18 protein-coding genes are annotated in these 18,724 nt (G+C 69.2%); 1 reads left to right on the top strand and 17 read right to left on the bottom strand.

Translation table 11 applies throughout. The annotated features are described in order from the left end of the window. Nucleotides 1–90 precede the first annotated feature (90 nt). The 14 genes from fliQ to ASG07_RS12030 form a co-directional block, all read right to left on the bottom strand. On the bottom strand, nucleotides 91–360 hold the full coding sequence (fliQ, locus tag ASG07_RS12095; protein ID WP_055846675.1) for a flagellar biosynthesis protein FliQ: 270 nt from the start codon (nucleotides 358–360) through the stop codon (nucleotides 91–93). Nucleotides 361–422: 62 nt separating this feature from the next. Continuing rightward, a complete protein-coding gene (gene fliP / locus ASG07_RS12090; protein ID WP_082474788.1) occupies nucleotides 423–1,196 on the bottom strand; it encodes a flagellar type III secretion system pore protein FliP in 774 nt (257 codons plus the stop codon). A 68-nt stretch (nucleotides 1,197–1,264) separates the two neighbouring features. After that, the gene (locus ASG07_RS12085) at nucleotides 1,265–1,561 is read right to left on the bottom strand and encodes a flagellar biosynthetic protein FliO (protein WP_055846667.1); all 297 of its coding nucleotides are present in this window, start codon (nucleotides 1,559–1,561) and stop codon (nucleotides 1,265–1,267) included. Nucleotides 1,562–1,567: 6 nt separating this feature from the next. Continuing rightward, nucleotides 1,568–1,858: a flagellar motor switch protein FliN gene (gene fliN / locus ASG07_RS12080; RefSeq protein ID WP_055846664.1), complete on the bottom strand. Its 291-nt coding sequence runs from the start codon at nucleotides 1,856–1,858 to the stop codon at nucleotides 1,568–1,570. Beyond that, complete coding sequence (locus tag ASG07_RS12075) at nucleotides 1,855–2,787, bottom strand: flagellar motor switch protein FliM (RefSeq protein ID WP_055846661.1); 933 nt, start codon at nucleotides 2,785–2,787, stop codon at nucleotides 1,855–1,857. Before ASG07_RS12075 ends, fliN begins: the two co-directional genes overlap by 4 nt. A 3-nt stretch (nucleotides 2,788–2,790) precedes the next feature. Beyond that, nucleotides 2,791–3,441, bottom strand: a complete 651-nt coding sequence (locus ASG07_RS12070) for a flagellar basal body-associated FliL family protein (RefSeq protein ID WP_055846658.1) — start codon at nucleotides 3,439–3,441, stop codon at nucleotides 2,791–2,793. Between the two features lie 18 nt (nucleotides 3,442–3,459). Further along, nucleotides 3,460–5,793 (bottom strand): flagellar hook-length control protein FliK, encoded by a 2,334-nt coding sequence (locus ASG07_RS12065; protein ID WP_055846654.1) that lies wholly within the window; start codon nucleotides 5,791–5,793, stop codon nucleotides 3,460–3,462. A 34-nt stretch (nucleotides 5,794–5,827) separates the two neighbouring features. Next, entirely contained in the window at nucleotides 5,828–6,256 is a 429-nt protein-coding gene (locus ASG07_RS12060) for a hypothetical protein (protein WP_055846652.1), read from the bottom strand. Continuing rightward, on the bottom strand, nucleotides 6,253–7,572 hold the full coding sequence (locus ASG07_RS12055; protein WP_055846649.1) for a FliI/YscN family ATPase: 1,320 nt from the start codon (nucleotides 7,570–7,572) through the stop codon (nucleotides 6,253–6,255). The genes ASG07_RS12060 and ASG07_RS12055 overlap by 4 nt, the downstream gene beginning before the upstream one ends. Beyond that, nucleotides 7,566–8,315: a FliH/SctL family protein gene (locus ASG07_RS12050; protein ID WP_055846645.1), complete on the bottom strand. Its 750-nt coding sequence runs from the start codon at nucleotides 8,313–8,315 to the stop codon at nucleotides 7,566–7,568. The genes ASG07_RS12055 and ASG07_RS12050 overlap by 7 nt, the downstream gene beginning before the upstream one ends. Then, nucleotides 8,308–9,327 carry a flagellar motor switch protein FliG gene (gene fliG / locus ASG07_RS12045; RefSeq protein ID WP_082474769.1) on the bottom strand — a complete coding sequence of 340 codons (1,020 nt, stop codon included), beginning with the start codon at nucleotides 9,325–9,327 and terminating at the stop codon, nucleotides 8,308–8,310. The genes ASG07_RS12050 and fliG overlap by 8 nt, the downstream gene beginning before the upstream one ends. Beyond that, on the bottom strand, nucleotides 9,324–11,012 hold the full coding sequence (gene fliF / locus ASG07_RS12040; RefSeq protein ID WP_055846642.1) for a flagellar basal-body MS-ring/collar protein FliF: 1,689 nt from the start codon (nucleotides 11,010–11,012) through the stop codon (nucleotides 9,324–9,326). Before fliF ends, fliG begins: the two co-directional genes overlap by 4 nt. 4 nt (nucleotides 11,013–11,016) lie before the next feature. Further along, the gene (fliE, locus tag ASG07_RS12035) at nucleotides 11,017–11,328 is read right to left on the bottom strand and encodes a flagellar hook-basal body complex protein FliE (protein ID WP_055847100.1); all 312 of its coding nucleotides are present in this window, start codon (nucleotides 11,326–11,328) and stop codon (nucleotides 11,017–11,019) included. A gap of 41 nt (nucleotides 11,329–11,369) precedes the next feature. Beyond that, nucleotides 11,370–12,671, bottom strand: coding sequence for a sigma-54 interaction domain-containing protein (locus ASG07_RS12030; RefSeq protein WP_055846639.1), 1,302 nt, complete (start codon nucleotides 12,669–12,671; stop codon nucleotides 11,370–11,372). Nucleotides 12,672–12,963: 292 nt separating this feature from the next. Between ASG07_RS12030 and ASG07_RS12025 the strand changes: the two genes are divergently transcribed. Continuing rightward, nucleotides 12,964–14,337, top strand: a complete 1,374-nt coding sequence (locus ASG07_RS12025; RefSeq protein ID WP_082474768.1) for a flagellin N-terminal helical domain-containing protein — start codon at nucleotides 12,964–12,966, stop codon at nucleotides 14,335–14,337. Nucleotides 14,338–14,526: 189 nt separating this feature from the next. Here ASG07_RS12025 and ASG07_RS12020 read toward each other — a convergent pair whose 3' ends face one another. The 3 genes from ASG07_RS12020 to flhA form a co-directional block, all read right to left on the bottom strand. After that, nucleotides 14,527–15,720 (bottom strand): NF038122 family metalloprotease, encoded by a 1,194-nt coding sequence (locus ASG07_RS12020; protein WP_055846632.1) that lies wholly within the window; start codon nucleotides 15,718–15,720, stop codon nucleotides 14,527–14,529. Between the two features lie 158 nt (nucleotides 15,721–15,878). Next, the gene (locus ASG07_RS12015; protein WP_055846629.1) at nucleotides 15,879–16,652 is read right to left on the bottom strand and encodes a sigma-70 family RNA polymerase sigma factor; all 774 of its coding nucleotides are present in this window, start codon (nucleotides 16,650–16,652) and stop codon (nucleotides 15,879–15,881) included. Next, complete coding sequence (gene flhA, locus ASG07_RS12010) at nucleotides 16,649–18,724, bottom strand: flagellar biosynthesis protein FlhA (RefSeq protein WP_055846626.1); 2,076 nt, start codon at nucleotides 18,722–18,724, stop codon at nucleotides 16,649–16,651. Before flhA ends, ASG07_RS12015 begins: the two co-directional genes overlap by 4 nt.

Here is an 18,724-nt window from a genome sequence, read left to right as displayed (position 1 = left end):
CCTGCGAGAGGGCGCACGTTGCGCGCCACGCGGGCAAGTCCGGCCGGGCTGGCACCGGACGCGCGGGCGTGGCTGCGCTGGCGCTGCGCCTCACTTCACCAGATCCGGGATGCGCTCGAACATCGCGACGGTGAAGTCGCTGAGCAGGCCGAGGATCAGGCTGCCGAAGATCAGGATCGACATCGCCACCACGACCAGCTTGGGGACGAAGGTCAGCGTCTGTTCGTTGATCGAGGTCGCCGCCTGCACCATGCCGAGGATCAGGCCCGCGAGCAGCGCCGGCACCAGAATGGGTGCGCTGGCGAGGGCCAGCACCCACATCGTCTGGTTCGCGATCGTCAGGAAATAATCGGCGTCCATGTCTCGGCGGTCCGCAATCACGAGGGGTGTTCAGGCGCTCCCCTGAAGGGGAGGAGGAGTGGCTAGACCGCGAACGAGTTCGCCAGACTGCCCATCGTCAGTGCCCAGCCATCGACCAGCACGAACAGCAGCAGTTTGAACGGCAGCGAGATGATCGTGGGCGACAGCATCGCCATGCCCAGCGCCATCAGCACGGTCGCGACGACGAGATCGATGACGATGAAGGGCAGGAAGACGAGGAACCCGATCTGGAACGCGGTCTTCAGTTCCGACGTGATGTAGGCGGGCAGCAGGATCGCGAACGGGATGTCCCTGGGGCTGGCGAACGGACCCGCCTTCGCCATGCCGGCGAACATCGTCACGTCCTTGACCCGCGTCTGCTTGGTCATGAAATCGTGGAGCGGCGCGCCGGCGGTCTGGATCATCTGCGTGCCGGCAAGCTGCCCGGCGGCATAGGGCTGGATCGCGGTCGTGTTGATCTGCGAGATCGTCGGCGCCATCACGAACAGCGACAGGAACAGCGACAGGCCGACGAGCACCTGGTTGGGCGGCGTCTGTTGAAGGCCCAGCGCCTGACGCAGTACGGACAGGACGATGATGATCCGCGTGAAGCTGGTCATCATCAACAGGATGCCGGGCAGGATCGTCAGCAGGCCCATGATGATGAGCACTTGCAGCGACAGCGACAGCGGCGCCGACTGGCCCTGCTGTCCGCCGAGCTGGCCGAGCGCGCGGTCGACCGCGTCGCCGACACCCGGAGCGGGGGCGGCTGCCGGTGCGGCTGCCGGGGCTGCGGCCGGTGCCGCCTGCGCCAGTGCCGGGGCCGACACGATCATCGCCAGCAGGATCGCCAGCACGATCCACAACAGCGTCCCGCGCGGGGCCTTCAGGGAAAGGGCGAGGCTCACCGGATCGCTCCCGTGTTGATCTGGGCGGGGACGGTCCGGCCCGCGTCGACCTTGTCGACCAGCGTCACGCCACCGCGCGCGACCGAGACGAGCAGGTTCCGGCCCTCGAACTCCACGACCGCGAGGCGGACGCCGGGGGAGATCATCATCGTCTCCCTGACCGCGATCAGCCGCGTCCCCGACTTGCCGGGCATCCGCGTCTCCAGCTTGCGCCAGAGATAGAGGCAGCCGATCATCAGGCCGCAGACCAGCGGCAGCAGGACGACCAGTTTCAGGATATAGGACCAGAGCATCGTGGATCAGCCGCGCTTGTCGGGGGAAACCAGTTCGGTCATCCGAACGCCGAAACGATCGCCGACCGTCACCACCTCGCCGCGACCGATCAGCGTGCCGTTGACGAACACGTCGAGCAGCTCGTTCGCCTGCCGGTCGAGTTCGATGACGCTGCCTTCGCCGAGCGCGAGCAGTTCGCGCAGCGTCAGGTTGGTCGAGCCGATCTCCACGGTGAGCTTCACGTCGACGTCCTGAAGCAGCCGGAAATTGGCGGCGACGGCGCTGTCGACCGGAAAACCGCCGGTCATGTCGTTCATTGGTCGAATCCTTCGGGAAAGGCGAGGCTGGTGAGGCGGATGGCGGCGCGGCCGTTGGACGTGCCGACGGTGCCGCAGCCGAGCCGGTCGCGGCCGACCATCACGGGGACGTCGGCGTTGATCGAGATCGGGATGACGTCGCCGGGCTTCAGGTCCATCAGCTTCGTCAGCGCCACCACCGGCTCGGCGAGCACGGAGCGGACCGGGAAACGGACGCCCATCGTCGCGCGGGTCAGGTTGTTGCGCCAGACGGGATCGGGCTCGGCCTTGTCGAGCACCTTGCCGGTCAGCGTCGCACCGTGCGGCTTCAGCGCCGCGACCGGATAGAGGATGTCGACGAACTGCGGCTGCGCCTCGCCCGCGGCGATGCCGAACCGGGTGACGATGACGGCGTCGTCATGGTCAATGTCGGCGTTCGTCTCGGCGCGTTCCGCCTGGAACGATACGCGGGTCAGCGGCTCCCATGCGGCGGCCAGCGGCGTCGTGACCGCACGGGCGATCCGCTGCGCCATCGCGTCCGCAGCGGGCGAGAACTCGGTCGGCAGCGGCTGCATCACCGCACCCGACCCGCCGAAGAACAGGTCGAGCATCTCCAGCACGAACCGTCCCTCGATCACGCACCATGCCTTGCCGCCGTTCGCGCCGGCGGACGGCGTCATGCCGAGCGGGGCCCAGGCGGTGAGGGTGTCGCCCCGCTCGACCCGGTAGTCGCCGAAACGCTGCACGCTGAGCGGTTCGGCCCAGCAGCGGATCTCCTGACGCAGCAACTGCTCCCAGACCGGGCGCAGCGTGCGCGCCAGCCGGGCCGACAGATGCTGGAGCGTGTTGAGGTCGCCGAACGGGTTCAGCTTCGCCGCGCCCAGCACCGTCTCGCGCGCGGGCTCTCGCTCGCGGGTGCGTCGATCGGATGTTGGCGGGGCGTTAACCATGCCTCACTGAACAACGAAACTGGTAAAGTAAACGTTACGAATGCCTCCAAATCCTTCTTTTTGCTCCAGCGTATCGTTGATCGCCTTCACCAGTTTGGTCTGGAGCTGGCGTTTGCCCTCGGTGGTGAAAACCTGTTCCTCGGTGGTGTCGCCAAGGGCCATCAGGATCGCCGAGCGGACGGCGATGTCGTTGGTCTTCAGGTTGGTGATGACCGTGTCGTCATAGGGCGTGGAGACGGCTACCCCGACTTGGACGAAGTGTACCGAATCGCGCAGGTTGGACGTGAAGTCCTTTTCCATCGCGAAATAATTGGAGGCGAACTTCTCGCCGCCCTCGCCCTCCGGCGTGGGCTTGCCGACGTGCTCGCTCGCCGCGGCCTCGCCTTCGCCGCCACCGTGACCGCCACCTTCGCCGCCTTCGCCCCCCTCGCCGGCATGCTTCTGCTCGCTCTTGGGCACGAGCTTGGGCTTGTTCGGGTCCTCATGCTCCGCTTCCGCCGCATGGCCACCGCCGATCATGCCCGACTGTGCGGCATAGACGCCCGCGCCGACACCGCCGCCGACCAGCACCAGCAGGCCGACGACCCCGATCAACAGCTTCTTCTTGCCGCCCTTCTTGGGGGCGGGGGCGGCATCGTCCTTGGCATCGCTCATCGTTGAAACTCCCGGAAATTAGGCGATCCGCCCGTCGCCGGTATCGGCGGTGGCGGCGGAGGCGGTGGAAGGATTGCGGCGCGCCGACGGCGTGTTCGGCTGGTGCTGCTGCGATTGCTGCTGCTGACGCTGCTGGTTCTGGCCGGCGTCGGTGCCGACCGAGGTCTGGCCCAGCTTCAGGCCACGCGCTTCCGCGGCTTCGGCGAGTCGCGGCTGCGCCTCCTGAAGCAGGGCGCGGGTCTGCGGCTGATCGGCGGCGAAGTGGACGTGCAGCGTGTCGCCGTCCTGCCGCACGCCGATATCGATGCCGCCCAGCGCGTCCGGCACCAGCCGGATACGCGTGTCCATGGCGTTCGCGGCGTCCGCCACGGCATCGCGAAGCGCGGCGATATGCGCGACCATCGCGTGCGGCCAACGCTGGTCGGTCATGTCGAGACTGGCCTGGCCGCCGCCCTGTGGAGCCGCCACGGCGAGCCGCTCGGTGGGCGCGATCGTGGCGGCCAGCGCCTCGGCACCGACCGTCAGGATACGATCCTCGCGCTCGCTGCGCTGGGCGGCAAGCCTGGCCGCGCCGAAAACGATGCCGGCGCTCGCCGTCGTTCCGACGGTCGCGGCGGGAAGGGGGGGCAGCGGTGCAGAAGCAGGCGGTGCCTCGGCGATCGGTCGCTCGGGCGAGGGCATGGCCTGGGCCGGCACTGCCGATACGGGAGCGGCCACCAAGGGCGCGGCGACGTTCGCGACGGGCACACCGGCGGCAACGGGCCCACTGGGGGCCACGGGCACACCGGCGGCAACGGGTTGCGCCGGATCGGTCGCGGCGCGCGGCGGCGGCGTCGTAATCGTCGCGTTCAGCGCGCTGGCCATCGCCGCGACGGGATCGCCCTGCGTGGGTAGCGCCCCGCTAGCGGGTGAGTTGGGGCGAGCGATCGCGCCCGTCACGGGCACCGCTGCGGCGATCGCGATCGTCGGCGGGCCGACGAGTGGCAGCGGCGTCCCGGTGGCGGGCGCGCGTTCGACGGGTGCCTCGGGCGGCGCATAGTCGATGATCGGCAAGTCGATCGGGAAGGGCGGGGCAACCTGCGGCGCGATCGGCAAACCGGATGCGGCGGGATGACGATCGGGCACGGCGGGCGTATCCGGACCCGGTTCGACCGGCGCGTCTGGCGCAGGCTGTGCGACGGTCGGTCCGGGTCCGGGCGCTGCGGCGACCTGAGGAACGATCGGGCCACGAGCCTTCGCCGGAGCGGGTTTGTCCACCGTCGCCGGCTCCGTGAGGGGCATCGCAACCGGGGCGGGAGCCACCGCGTCCAAAACCGGAGGGGCGATCGATACGGCGGCAGGGTCCTCGCGATCCGGGGCGTCCGGCTCGATCGTGTCGGGCAGGTTGGCCGTGGTCGGTGTCGGCAGATCGGCGATCGGCGGCGTCGGTTTGTCCGCGGTCGGGATCGGTCGTTTGCCAGCAGGGGGCAGCCGATGGGGCACGACGGGATCGCCGGAGGCGTGATCGACCGCGATCGGAGCGGGGATGATCGGAGCAGGTGCGGCGGAGTCCGCAGGGACTATGGCCGGGGGGACGGGTGCGATGCCCGTCGCCACCGGCACCGGCATCGCCGGCGCGTTCGGATCGGTGATGACGATCTCGACCGGATAGGGAAATTCCTCGGCCGTTTTCGGCTTTGGTTCGTCTCCCTGCCCGGTGATCGGACGCGGTGCGATGTCGACCGTCGGCGCGACCGGCGATGGTCGTGCTGCCGCAGCGGGCGGCGTGAGGATGTCCGGCAATACGACGGGAGCGGTATGGCCGCTCGGGATGGCGGACCGCACCGGCAGCGACACGGGCGTCGTCGGTAACGGGTTCTTCACGACAGGCGGGAGCGTCGGCGTCGGCCACGGCGATCCCTGCCCATCCACCGGGGGCTTCGGATCGATGCCGACCGGCCTGCCGACGATCAGGCCGCACGCGACCATAGCGACGTCATGATCGTCGGTGGGCGCAGGCGTCGGCATCGGCGACGTCGCGACCGGCGGTAACGGGGCCGAAGGGAACCGGGCCGGGGGCAGCGGGGCATCCGGCGTGGTCGGCAGGACGGCCACCGCCGGCATCGGCACCGGTATCGGCAAGCTCTTGCCGGTCGCGGCATCCGGCTGCCGATCGTCGGCAGGGAGGGCAATCGACACGGCAAAATCCGGTGTCGTCGCGCCGGTCGCGATGCCGCCCGTCGCGCCGACGCCTGTGCTGCCCGCACTCGGCAGCGCGAACACGCCGCCACCGCCGACCGCCACCGGCGCGCCGGCAGCGGCGACGCCCGCAGGAACGGCGGGGCGGAGAGTGGCGGCAGTGGACTGGATCATGGCGTAACGGTGTCCCGGACTATTCGGAACTCGATCAGCAAGGACCGTGCCGTTTCGCGCGGGGAATGCCCGGTGCGTCTTCCAGCGCGCGCATTTCCCGGGCCGTAGCGGCATGGCGCGCGCGTTCCATCAGCTTTTCGACGGCGGTCTGGTCGCGCTTGGCGGCGCGCGTGGCTTCGGTCGCGACATTGGCGCGGCGTTCGGCCATTTCGACGCGCGTGACGGCGGCGTCGGCGGTGCGTTGCAGCCGTTCCCGGTAATAGGCGGCGGCCGACAGATCGTGCGCGCCCGTCGATTGCGTCGTCGGCGCGACGGCATCGACCAGCGCGGAGATGCGCTGCGTCAGTTGATGTTCGCCCGCCAGCGCCTCCGCCTGCCGGACCTCCTCGGCGCGCGCCAGTCCGAGCTGGAGCGTGCGGACGCGGTGCAGCCGGGCCAGCATCTTCTCCTTCTGCACGCTCATGGCATGCCGAACACGCCGACCAGCTCGGCGGCGGCGTCGCCCAGCGACACCGTCTCGTCCGGGTCCTGCCGGATATAGTCGGTGACGGCGGGGTGATAGGCGATGGCGGCATCGATCGCCGGATCGGTCCCGGCCCGGTACGCGCCCATCAGCACCAGATCGCGATTCTCTTCGTAGGTCGCGAGATGCCGGCGCAGCACGCGCGCGGCGGCGAGGTGATCGTGCCCGGCGATATCGGTCATCACGCGGCTGACCGACGGGCCGACGTTGATCGCGGGATAGACGCCGCGCTCCGCCAGCGCACGGCTCAGCACGATATGCCCGTCGAGGATCGATCGCGCGGAGTCGACGACCGGATCGTTGCCGTCGTCGCCATCCGCCAGCACGGTATAGATCGCGGTGATCGCGCCCGTTCCGTGCGCGTCGGTGCCGGCGCGCTCGATCAGGTTCGGCAGCATCGCGATGGCCGACGGGGGATAGCCGCGCGCCGACGCCGGCTCGCCGAGCGCCAGTCCGATCTCCCGACCGGCATGCGCGACGCGGGTCAGCGAATCCATGATGAGCAGCACGTTCTTGCCCTGCGCGCGGAAATATTCCGCGATGGCATGCGTGCGCAGCGCGCCGCGGATACGCAGCACGGGCGAGTGGTTGGCGGGCACCGCGACCACGACGGAACGCGTGCGCGCCTCGCCCGCGACCTTGGTATCGAGGAAGTCGGCGACCTCGCGGCTGCGCTCGCCGATCAGGCCGATGACGATCACGTCGGCCTTGGCGGCGCGGACCATCATGCCCAGCAGCACCGATTTGCCGACACCGGAGCCGGCCATGATGCCGATGCGCTGGCCCTTGCCGACCGTCAGCAACCCGTTGATCGCGCGGACGCCGACGTCCAGCGGCTCCAGCACGCGGCCACGGTCCAGCGGTCCCTGCAGCTTGCCGGCCAGCGGCCAGGTCTGCGCGCCGCGGATTGGCCCCAGCCCGTCGATCGGCTTGCCCGCGCCGTCGACCACGCGACCCAGCATCGCGTCGCCGACCTCCGCCTCGCCGGCGGCGCCGAGCGGCCGCACCAGCGCCTTCGGCAATAGCGGCGCGGGGCCGCCGAGATTCATCAGCAGCGTGCGTTCGCCGCGAAAGCCGATGACTTCTGCCTCCACCGTGTCGCCGACCATGCAGACGGTGCCGACGGGCAACGACAGGCCGACCGCCTCCATCAACAGGCCGTCGCACGACATCAGCCGGCCCGACACCTTCGCGGTTGGGCGAAAATCGGCATTGGCGAGCGTGTCGAGATAATCCGCCGCGAACCGGTTCAGCATGCGGCGGCACCTTGGGGCAGGGGAACGCGGTCGATCGCGGCGGTCAGTTGCTCCAGCCACAACGCCGGTCCGTCCTCCACCATCGTCGACGCGCTTTCGAGGACGAAGCTGCCGCGCGACACCTGCGCGTCGCCGACCGCGAAGATCGTCGCGGGCAGGCGGCCCTCCAGCAGCGCGACATCCTCCGGGTGCACGCGAAGCATCGCCGATTCCTGCGCGTCCGCGAGCATCCGGGCGGCGATCTCGACGCGCGCCGTCAGACGGTCCGCGGCGACGCCGACATCGCCGACGACGCGGGTGACGAGCAGCATCACGGTCTGGCGCAGCTGCGCGGCGATCGCCGCGCGATCGATGCGGTCGGCGGACAGTTGCCCCGCGATGCCCTGGATCAGCGCCCCGTCGCGGTCACGCTCCGCCCCGGCCAGCGCGGTCGCGTCGGCCAGTCCCTCCGCATAGCCTTCCGCGCGGGCGGCCGCGACGGGGTCGACGAACGGCTGCTCCGCGGGCGGTGTGCACGCGTCGAGCGGATTCCAGCCCGCGGTCGGATTGTTGCCCGGATTGGCGGGTGAGAAGTGGCGGGGCATGCCGGCCCCGCTCGCGACCGCCCCGGCGATCCGCTCGCGCGGGTCGGATGGGGCGAAGCCGCCCGGTGGCGCGAACGCCGCCTGCAACAGTCCGGCGGCGACCTCGTGGCGCGCGGCGAAGCCGGCGACGAAGCCGCCCGACTCGTGGAAATCAGACATAGTCGTCCTCGCCCGCGCCCATCATGATCGTGCCGTCCTTGGCCAATGTGCGGGCGACGGCGATCATCGCCTTCTGCGCCTCCAGCACCTCGGCCAGCTTCATCGGCCCGCGCGATTCCATCTCGTCGCGGATACCGTCCGCGGCGCGGGCCGACATGCAGCCCAGGAAGCGTGCGCGGATCGCCTCGTCCACACCCTTCAGCGACTTGACCAGCACCTCGCCGTCCACGTTGCGGATCAGCGTGGCCAGGTTCTTGTCGTCCATCTCCAGCAGGTTGTCGAAGACGAACAGCGCCTCCTCGATCTGCTTGGCGACGTCGCGGTCGATCTTGAACAGCTTGGGCATGACCCGCTGCTCGGTCGCCTTGCGCGCGCCCGACAGGATCTTCGCCGCCTCGCGTGCGCCGCCCAGCATGACCGTCGAGCTGCTGCCGCCGGTCCGCCGCGACAATACGTCCTTCAGCGTCTCGACCGCATCGGGCGTGATCGGTCCCAGCTTGGCGATGCGATGCAGGATATCCGGCTGTGCCGCCTCCGGCATCAACTCCAATACCTGACCACCGATCGCGGGGTCCAGATTGGCGATGACGACGGCGGCGATCTGCGGATGCTCCTTCTCGATCATCGATGCGATCTCGTTCGGCTCCATCCAGTCGAGCAGTTCCAGCTCGCACACCGCTTCGGGCGGGGTGATGCGGGCGAGCACGCTCTCCGCCTTTTCCCGGCCGAGCGCGCGGTTCATGACCTTCTCGATCTGCGGACCCGGATCGAAGGTGATGCCGGTGCGGTCGCGGGCACGACCGACGAAATCGTCGAGGACATGCTCGACCTCGTCCTCCGACACGTCGGCCACCGCGAACATCGCGCTGCCGAGCTGGCGGACCTCGTCCGGCTCCAGCTTCTGGAGGATCGCGGCGGCCTCTTCCTCGCCGACGATCATCATCAGCACGGCGGCGCGTTCGATGCCGGTATAGGTGCGGGCCGGCGGGGCCGCGGGGGCGGCGTCGCTCACTTCGCGTCGGCCTTTATCATGTCGCGCACGGCGAGGGCGGCGCGCGCCGGATTGTCGCGGGTGAAGCCACGCACCGCGCCGATCCGCTCGTCATAGCCGCGGGAGTTTTCCATCTGGTCGAGGCTGACCGGCGCGGTAACCACCGGCATGCCATCCTCGCCGATCGTCGTGACGCCGCCGGTCAGCGCGCCGGCCGTGGCGGTCTGTGCGGCACCGGGCATCGCATCGTCGCGCTTCTTCATCAGCGACCTGGCGAGCGGGCGGACGCCGAGCAGCAGCACCAGCAGCACGATGACGACGGCGGTCAGGTTGCGCGCCACCATCGGCAGCCACGCATTGTCGTACCACGCAGGAGGCGCTTCGGCTTCCGTCGCACCGGCGAACTTCTTGCTGATGACCGTCACCTGATCCTGACGATTGGCGTCGTATCCGACCGCGCTCTTCACCAGATCGGTGATCTGCGTGATCTCCATCGCGGTGCGCCGACCCTTGTCCGGCTCGCGCAGGACGACGGCGACCGACAGGCGCTTGATCGAACCCGGCGCGGCGCGGGTGACGGATACCTCGCGGCCCAGATCATAGGCGCGCTGATAGCTGTCCGATTGTTTCGCGGCGTCCGGGGCAGGACCGCCGGCCACCGGCTGCGGTCCGCCGCTCGCGCCGACGGCCGGCGTCGGCACCTGCAAGGTGGAGGCGGGCGGCGGCGTGTTCGACAGCGCGCCGGGGATGCCGCCGGGAGTCTGGCCGCCGGGTGCCTGATTGCCCGTCCAGTTGCCGGTTTCGGCCCGCAGCGCGCCCTGCTTCTCGTAGCTTTCGCGCGTCGCCTGCGTCTCGTCGAGATTGACGTCGGCCTGCACCTCGGCGCTGAAATTGCCCGTGCCGAGCAACGGCGTCAGCAACTGCGTCAGTTGCTGGCGGTACTTGTCCTCGACGCGGTTCTGCACGTCGAGCCGTTCGTCACCCGCCGCGCCCAGCGCGTCGCGCCCGCCCGGCTTGGTCAGCAGCGCGCCCGCCTGATCGACGATCGTCACCGAGTCGGGCTTCATCCCCGGCACCGACGAGGCGACGAGATTGATGATCGACGACACCTGCGCGTCGGACAGCGAGCGGCCGGCGTTGAGCTTGACGATCACCGACGCGGTCGGCTCCGCCTTGTCGCGGACGAACACCGACGCTTCGGGCGTGGCGAGATGGACGCGCGCCTCGGCGACGGCATCGATGTCCTGGATCGAGCGGGCCAGTTCCGTCTCGCGCGCCTGACGCAGCCGCTCGCCCTCGACCGCGCGGCTGACGCCCATCGGCAACTGGTCGAGGATCGCATAGCCGCCGGGTGCCGCCTTGGGCAGGCCCTGCGACGCCAGCAGCATCCGCGCCTTGCTGTACGCGTCCTCATCGACGGTGATCGCGCCGGTGGCGTCGTCGACATGCGCGGCGATGCTCGCCTGTTCCAGGCTCTGCACGACTGCGGCCTTGTCCGCATCGGCGAGGCCGGAGAACAGCGTCTTCTGCGGCGGAGCCGACAGCGTCGTCCATGCCAGCGCGGCCGCGCCGATCAGGCCGACCATCAGCGCCATCGGCGCGGTGCGGCGCACGGCGGGCTGGGCCATGACGCCCTGGATCTGGCGGAGGGGGTTGGCGAACCGTTCCGGGCCGCCGGCGGTGGTGGTGGTGAGGGCGGTGCTCATGGGTTTAGACCGGCATGCTCATGATGTCCTTGTAGGCGGACAGCAGTTTGTTTCGGACCTGCAACGTGGCTTCGAAGCCGACGCTGGCCTGCTGGCGGGCGAGCATCACCTTGGCGATGTCGACCGTCTCGCCGCGCTCGTAGCTTTCGGAGAGCTTGGCGGCTTCGTTCTGGCCGTCGTTGACGCTCTTCAGCGCACCTTCCAGCGTGTCGGCGAAGCTGGTCGGCTTCGCTTCCGTCGCAGCGGTCGGGGCCGGCGCGGCGCTGGCGCGGGCGAGCGCCTGATTGCGTTCGAGGATCTGGGCGCGAAGCTGCATCACGCGGTCGATGCCGCCGACACCGCCGACCGGACCGACGCTCACGAGTTGGCCACCCGGGCGAGATCCTCACCCTGTTCGCGCGCCTTGGCGAGGCGATAGCGTAGCGTCCGTTCGGAAATGCCGAGCCGCTTCGCCGTCTCGATCCGGCTGCCGCCGCAGGCCTTCAGCGTCTCGCGGATCGCCGCGAACTCGCTCATCTGCACGACGTTGCCCAAGGTGGAGGGTGACGTCGCCTCGACCGGAGCCGCCGCCTGCACGGGGGCGGACGCGGGCTGGAAGGTGAAGGCGACGCGGCGGTCGAACACGATATGCTCGGCCTCGATCGTGGCACCGCCGGCGAAGAGCAGCGCGCGCTGGATCACATTCTCCAGCTCGCGGACATTGCCCGGCCAGTCGTGCTGGACCAGCGCCTCGATCGCGCGGTGCGTCGGCCACGGCACCACGGCGCGGGTGCCGGCATGGCGCAGGATCATCGTCGCGGCGAGCGCGGGGATATCCTGCGGCCGGTCGGCCAGCGACCGGGTGGTCAACGGAAAGACGGCGAGGCGGTAATAGAGATCGGCGCGGAAGCGGCCGGCGGCGACTTCGGACTGGAGGTCGCGGTTGGCGCAGGCGACGACGCGCACGTCGATCGGCTGCGGCACGGAGGCGCCGATCGGCACCACCTCGCGCTCCTGCAACACGCGCAGCAGCTTCGCCTGAAGCGACAGCGGCATCTCCGCGATCTCGTCGAGCAGGATCGTGCCGCCCTCCGCCGCGCGGAAAAAGCCCTCGCCACCCGACGACGCGCCGGTGAACGCGCCCTTCTGGTGACCGAACAGCAACGCTTCCAGCATCGATTCGGGCAGGGCGGCGCAGTTGATCGCGATGAACGGCCTGGCGGCGCGGGTCGATCCCATGTGGATCGCGCGGGCCAGCACTTCCTTGCCGGTGCCGGTCGGGCCGTTGATGAGGACGGTGATATCCGCCTGCGCCACCCGCTCGGCCAGCGCGAACAGCGCCAGCGTCTCGGGATCGGCGGCGGTGGGCATCTCCGGTCCGCCGACCAGCGCGCGGACCATCGCGGAGCCTACCGCGGCGTCGTTGCCGTCGAAGCAGACGCGGTGCGGCGATCCGTCGCGGCCGGGCACTACCGACGGGCCTTCGCCCGCCGCCGGTTCCGACAGGATGACGGTGCGGGCGGGGGCCGGTGCGGCCTCCCCGGCGCAGACCATGAACAGGTCGCCCGGCAAGGGCTGGCCGGTTTCGAACGAGCCGATCCCGAAGCCCTGCGCGCGCAGCGACGACAGCAGCGCGTAGCGGGTCTGGGTGACGGCGGCAGACGGAAAGATCGAACGCAAGGCTGAATACCCCCTGGAATGATGAAGCTTTGCGCCAGGTTCGGTAAACGTCCGGTAAACACCTTGCCGGGGCCGGCAGATATTTTCCGGGCGCGCGCGAGCATGTCGTGCGCGGGGTTGATCCTACGGGCGCGAGCACCCCCGCGAGGGCCGCGATCCGCCGCGATCGACTATTTCGCGGCCGGTCATTTTTTCCGCTTAAGCCCGGCCGCGCCCTGCCGTTCCTTGCTGTGACGGCTCGGCCCTCCGCTCTGGGGGCGGCGGGGAAGCCGTAGACCAACGGAGACAGACAATGACCGTTATCGCGACCAACACCTCGGCCATGCGCGCCGCCAACGCTTCGATGAGCGCGTCTTCCGCGCTGTCGACGGCGATGGAGCGCCTTTCGACCGGCAAGCGCATCAACTCGGCGAAGGACGACGCCGCCGGCCTGGCGATCGCCAGCCGCATGTCGAGTGCCGCCCGCAGCATGGGCATGGCGATCCGCAACGCCAATGACGGCATCAGCCTGGCGCAGACCGCCGAAGGCGCGATGAGCGAAGTGACCTCGATGCTGCAGCGCATGAAGGAGCTGGCCACCCAGTCGGCCAACGGCACGCTTCAGTCGACCGACCGCAGCGCGCTGCAGGCCGAAGTCAAGCAGCTGACCGCGGAGATCAACAACGTCTCCAACACCACGACCTTCAACGGCGTGAAGCTGCTCGACGGCAACACGCCGAGCATCAAGCTCCAGACCGGCATCAATTCCGGCGAGACGATCACGATGTCGCTGACCAGCGTCACGTCCAGTTCCTTGGCGCTGTCGAAGACGGTCGGTGCCGTCGCCAGCGGCACCGACATCGAGCTGCTCGACCTGACCGGCGGTGCGAGCGCCACCGTCAACGGCGTGAGGCTGGACGTGGACAGCGACGCCAAGACCGCGGCGGCGGCGATGACCGCCGGCGGCGTCACGGCCACGGCAGCACCCAATGTGGCGACGCTGACGGTCGGCACGACGACGGCTGCGGATCTCGAGGTCGGTGGCGTGAACGTCGACGTCGGCGCGAACGACACCGGCACGCAGGTCGCCGACAAGATCAACGCCGCGCTAGCAGCATCCGGCAAGAATCTGGGCATCAAGGCTACCTTCTCCGGTTCCACGCTGACCCTGACCGCGGCGGCGGGCGAGAACATCTCGCTGAAGACGTCGAACACCGGCCTGACCGCGGCGACCAGCAGCGGCGGCACGATGACCGGCACGCTCGCCGCCGGCGTCGTCAGCCGCAGCAAGATCAATGTCGTCAGCGCCGACGCGTCGAAGATCTCGGTCGAGGCCGATCCGGCTGTCCTGACCCAGATGTCCGTCACCGACACGACGGTGCGTGCGGTCGATATCTCGACGCAGAGTTCCGCGGCATCGGCGCTGGCGGTGATCGACTCCGCGCTGGACAAGATTTCCGCGGGTCGCGGCGATCTGGGCGCGGTGCAGAACCGCCTCCAGTCGACGGTCAACAACCTGTCGACCACCTCGACCAACCTGATGGACGCCAAGAGCCGGATCGAGGACGCGGACTTCTCCGCCGAATCGACCGCCCTCGCCAAGGCGCAGATCCTCAGCCAGGCGTCGACCGCGATGCTCGCCCAGGCGAACCAGTCGCAGCAGTCGGTGCTGAAGCTGCTCCAGTAATCCGAACGATCGGATCGGTCCCGGCGCCAGCCCCCCAAGCCGAACAGGGCGCCGGCATCGGCCCTCCCCGCCGCCTCCCCGGGCGACGGGCGAGAGGGTGAAGAAAACCCCGACGGTCGCAGGACCGCCGGGGTTTTCCGTATTCAGGATCGCGGCCGATCGACCATGGCCGATCGCTTCGCGACAGGATCAGCCGAAGGTGACGGTCGTCCGGACCGACCGGCGACGGCGCAGCGCGCCACCGACCAGACCGAACCCACCGATCATCATCGCCCAGGTCGCGGGCTCCGGCACGGCCAGATTGCCGCCGACCGACTGGATGAAACCGGTCGAGTAATAGAGATCCCGGTTCTTCAGAACGTCCGCCCGAACGTCCCAGCCCATCGCGTCATAGGCGGCGAGATCGAGCGCCTCGACGGCCCCCATCTGGCCGCGTCCGAGCGTCGGATCGAGCAGGCCGAGGATTTCGGGCGACGGCGGCGTATCGAGCCAGTGCGACGCCTGCTGCCCGTCGCCATAGGCACGACCGGTCGAGAAATACGAGTTGGCGTCGTAGATCGTCTGGCCGCGATCGAGCGAGAAATACGGATTGCCGCCGATCGCCCAGTCCAGCACGCCCGCCTGTGCGCTCTCCTCGCTGTAGCGGAACAGGTCCCAGATCGACATGATCGCGAAACCGTTCAGGTTGCCGGCGAAGCCCGTATTGCCGTCGTAGACGTCGACGCCCGACCGGAAGCCCAGCGCGTGGCCGATCTCGTGGATCGCGACCGCCAGAAAGTCGAAGCTGCCGGCGGTGATACCGTCGCTGGCGTTGAAGTCGAAGGCGAAGCTGGACGAGAAGCTGACCGAGCCGTCGATCTGGTTCGGGTTGTTGGCGGCATAGGTCGGCGCCAGGCCGAGCGCCTTCATCAGCGAGGTATTGGCCGACAGCGCCGAGTTGTTGGCGCTGGCGTCGTTGTCGAGGACGCGGGTCAGCGGCAATTGCACGCCGGTGCCGTTCGCCTTGGGGCCGGAGATGATCGCATCGACGGCCACGCCGCCGACGAAGTTGCTCTCGCGCGCATTCGGCAGCAGCATCTGCCTGTCGAGATTCGTGGTGCGCGACCGGTCGAGGGCGCGAAGCACGTCGCCGGTATAGGCGACGTTGGTCGTGCTGCCGGTGGAACCCAGGATGCCCGGCCCGAGCGCGCTGAAGCCGACGTTGAGGTTCACGCTGCTGTTGTTGCGCAGCACGCTTTCCCAGAAGTTCGCGGCGGTGCGGAAGCCGTTATAGGCGGCCGTGCCCTGCTCGACGCCACCGGTGTTGAACAGGTTGATCGTGATGGCCGAGGCCGGCTGGGCGACGACGAGCGCCGCGACGGCGGCCAGTGCGTACTTCTTCATGGTTCTAAAACCCCCGATGAACCACGGCCGTTCGTCGGCCTGCGGATGAGAGGGTTAAAGCAAGCTTAACCAACGAGGTAAATAGCGAGTCCCGGTTTTGGGCCGCGAGTGACGTAAAAATGTAACGCAGGGAATCCCGTGGCCTGGGGCCGGGACGTTCACCCCCGCGCCATCGCCTTCTTCAGCCGCGCATGGGCGGCGGCCTTGATCTGGCAGACGCGTGCCGCGCCGACGCCGAGCACCTGCCCGATCTCTTCCAGATTGAGTTCCTCGACATAGTAGAGCTGGATCACCTGCGCCTCGCGTTCCGGCAGGGCGGTGATCGCCGCGATCAGGCGGGTGCGGACCTCGCCCTCCGCCAGTTGTTCGAACGCGTCGGGGCCGTCGTCGGCGAACCATGGCAGGTCGTCGGCATAGACCTCGTCGATCGAATCGAACCGGACGGCTTCGGCGGTGGCGTAGTCGGTGCGCAGCCGTTCGACGGTGACGCCCAGCCTGGTCGCCAGCGTCGCCTCGTCCGGCGCGCGGCCGGTGGCGCGGGTCAGCTCCGCGATCGCGTTACTATAGAGCCGCCGCCGCTTCATCGCGCCGCGCGTCGTCGTCGCCTGACGCCGGAGTTCGTCGATCATCGCGCCGCGCACGCGGGTGACGCAATATTGCTTGAACGTGACCTGCCCGCGATCCTCGAACGCGGCGGCCGCCTCGACCAGCGCGACGAGGCCGACCTGCACCAGATCCTCGACCTCGACGATCGTCGACATCGATCCGTGGACATGCCACGCCAGTCTGCGCACCAGCGGCAGATGCTGGCGGACCAGCGCGTCGCGGTCGGTGGCGCGCTGGCCGGGCCGGTAGGTGAGGGGGGCGGCGGCCGGGCCGGCCATCAGCGGGGTGGCGTCGTCGAACGCGCCGCGCATCGGTTCGGCGCTCATGCGGCCAGCGCCTGCGGCTGGTGCGCGCCGCCGATGATCGCGACGACCTCCACGGCCTTTTCCTCGGGCACTTCGAAGAACGACAGGACCGGCGTGTCGGGCAGGCAGGTCCTGACCAGCTTGCGCACGGCGATGCGGATCGCGGGCTGCACGACGAGGGCGAAGGGCTTGGCCTCCGCCAGCAGCGGCTGTGCGGCCATCTGCAACGCCTCGACGATACGCCGGCCGAGATCGGGTTCGATGACGTGGCGGCGGGCGGTGTCCGCGCGCATCGCCTGTCCCAGCAGACCTTCCAATTGTCCCTCCAGCGTCATGACGCGCAGCGGCTCGCGGACACCGCACAGTTTCTGGATGATGAGCGGCCCGAGCGCAGGGCGGATCGCCTCCATCAGTTCCTCCGGATCGTGGGTGCGCTGCGCCGCGGTGGCGAGCGCGGCGGCGATGCGGCGGAACTCCTTGAGCGAGATGTTCTCGGCCAGCAGCCCCTTCAGGACCGCGGTCAACGTCGTCAGCGGCAGCGGAGCGGGGCAGAGCGACGCCACCAGCTGGCCGGCGCGATCCTTCAGCCCGTCGAGCAGCGACTGGACCTCGTCCGGCCCCAGCAGCTCGGACGCGTGGACGCCCAGCACATGGTTGAGGTGCGTCGCCATGACGGTGCCGGGATCGACCACCAGATAGCCCGCGCCGGTCGCCGCATCGGCATCGCCGGACGCGATCCAGGTGGCGTCGAGGCCGAAGGTCGGGTCCTTCGTCGCCTTGCCGGACAGCGAGCCGAACGCCTGACCGGTGTCGAGAGCCAGCATCTCGTCGGGCGACACCTGATCCTCGCCGACACAGACGCCGTTGACCATGATGCGATAGGTGTAGGGGGCGAGGTTGATGTCGTCGCGGACGCGGCATTGCGGCACGACGAAGCCCAGCTCCTTCGACAATTGCCGGCGGACGCCGGTGATCCGGCCCATCAGCGGCGCACCGCGACGCTCGTCCACCAGCGGCACCAGGCCGTAGCCGATGTCCAGATTGACCTGCATCGCGTCGGTGACCTCGTCCCACGCGATCTTCGACGGATCGGGCGCCTCCTCGGCGATCGGCATGGGCACGAAGGCGGGACGGGCGGCGATCTGGCGCAGCTTCCACGCGGCGAAACCGGCGATACCGGCAGCGGTCAGGATGATGAGGTGCGGCATTCCCGGCAGCAGTCCGAGCAGCCCGAGGATGACGGCGACCGGCGTCCATGTCCGGGGCGAGCCGAACTGGCCGCCGATCTGGCCGGCGAGATCCTTGTCCGACGACACGCGGGTCACGATCGCGGCGGCGGCGATCGACAGCATCAGCGACGGCAACTGCGCGACCAGCGCGTCGCCGATCGCCAGCAGGATATACCCCTTGGCGGCATCCCCGATCGACATGCCGTGGCTGACCGGCCCGAGGATCAGGCCGCCGACGACGTTGGCGGCCAAAATGAGCATCGCGGCGACGGCGTCGCCCTTCACGAACTTGGACGAACCGTCCATCGAACCGTAGAAATCGGCTTCGGTCGATACCTCGACGCGGCGCGCCTTGGCTTCGTCGGGGGTGATGAGGCCGGCGTTCAGATCCGCGTCGATCGCCATCTGCTTGCCGGGCAGCGCATCGAGGGTGAAGCGTGCGCTGACCTCGGACACGCGGCCCGCGCCCTTGGTCACGACGATCAGGTTGATAATCATCAGGATCGCGAACACGAAGATGCCGACGACGTAGTCGCCGCCGATCAGGAACGTGCCGAACGCCTCGATGACGTGGCCCGCCGCGCTCTCGCCCTCATGCCCGTGGACCAGCACGATGCGGGTCGAGGCGACGTTGAGGCCGAGGCGGAACAGCGTCGCGAACAGCAGCACCGTCGGGAAGGACGAGAAATCGAGCGGCTTCTGTGCGTTCAGCGCGACCATCAGCACCGCGAGGCTGATCGCGATATTGGCGATGAAGAACACGTCGAGCAGCGGCGCCGGGATCGGCACCACCATGACCACGACCAGCAGCAGGATCGCGAGCGGCAGCGCCGTCCCGCGGGCATTGGCGAGCAATTTGCCCAT

The sequence above is a fragment of the Sphingomonas sp. Leaf343 genome, from assembly GCF_001423765.1.
Classification (GTDB): domain Bacteria; phylum Pseudomonadota; class Alphaproteobacteria; order Sphingomonadales; family Sphingomonadaceae; genus Sphingomonas.
This window is presented reverse-complemented; position numbering and strand designations above follow the sequence as displayed.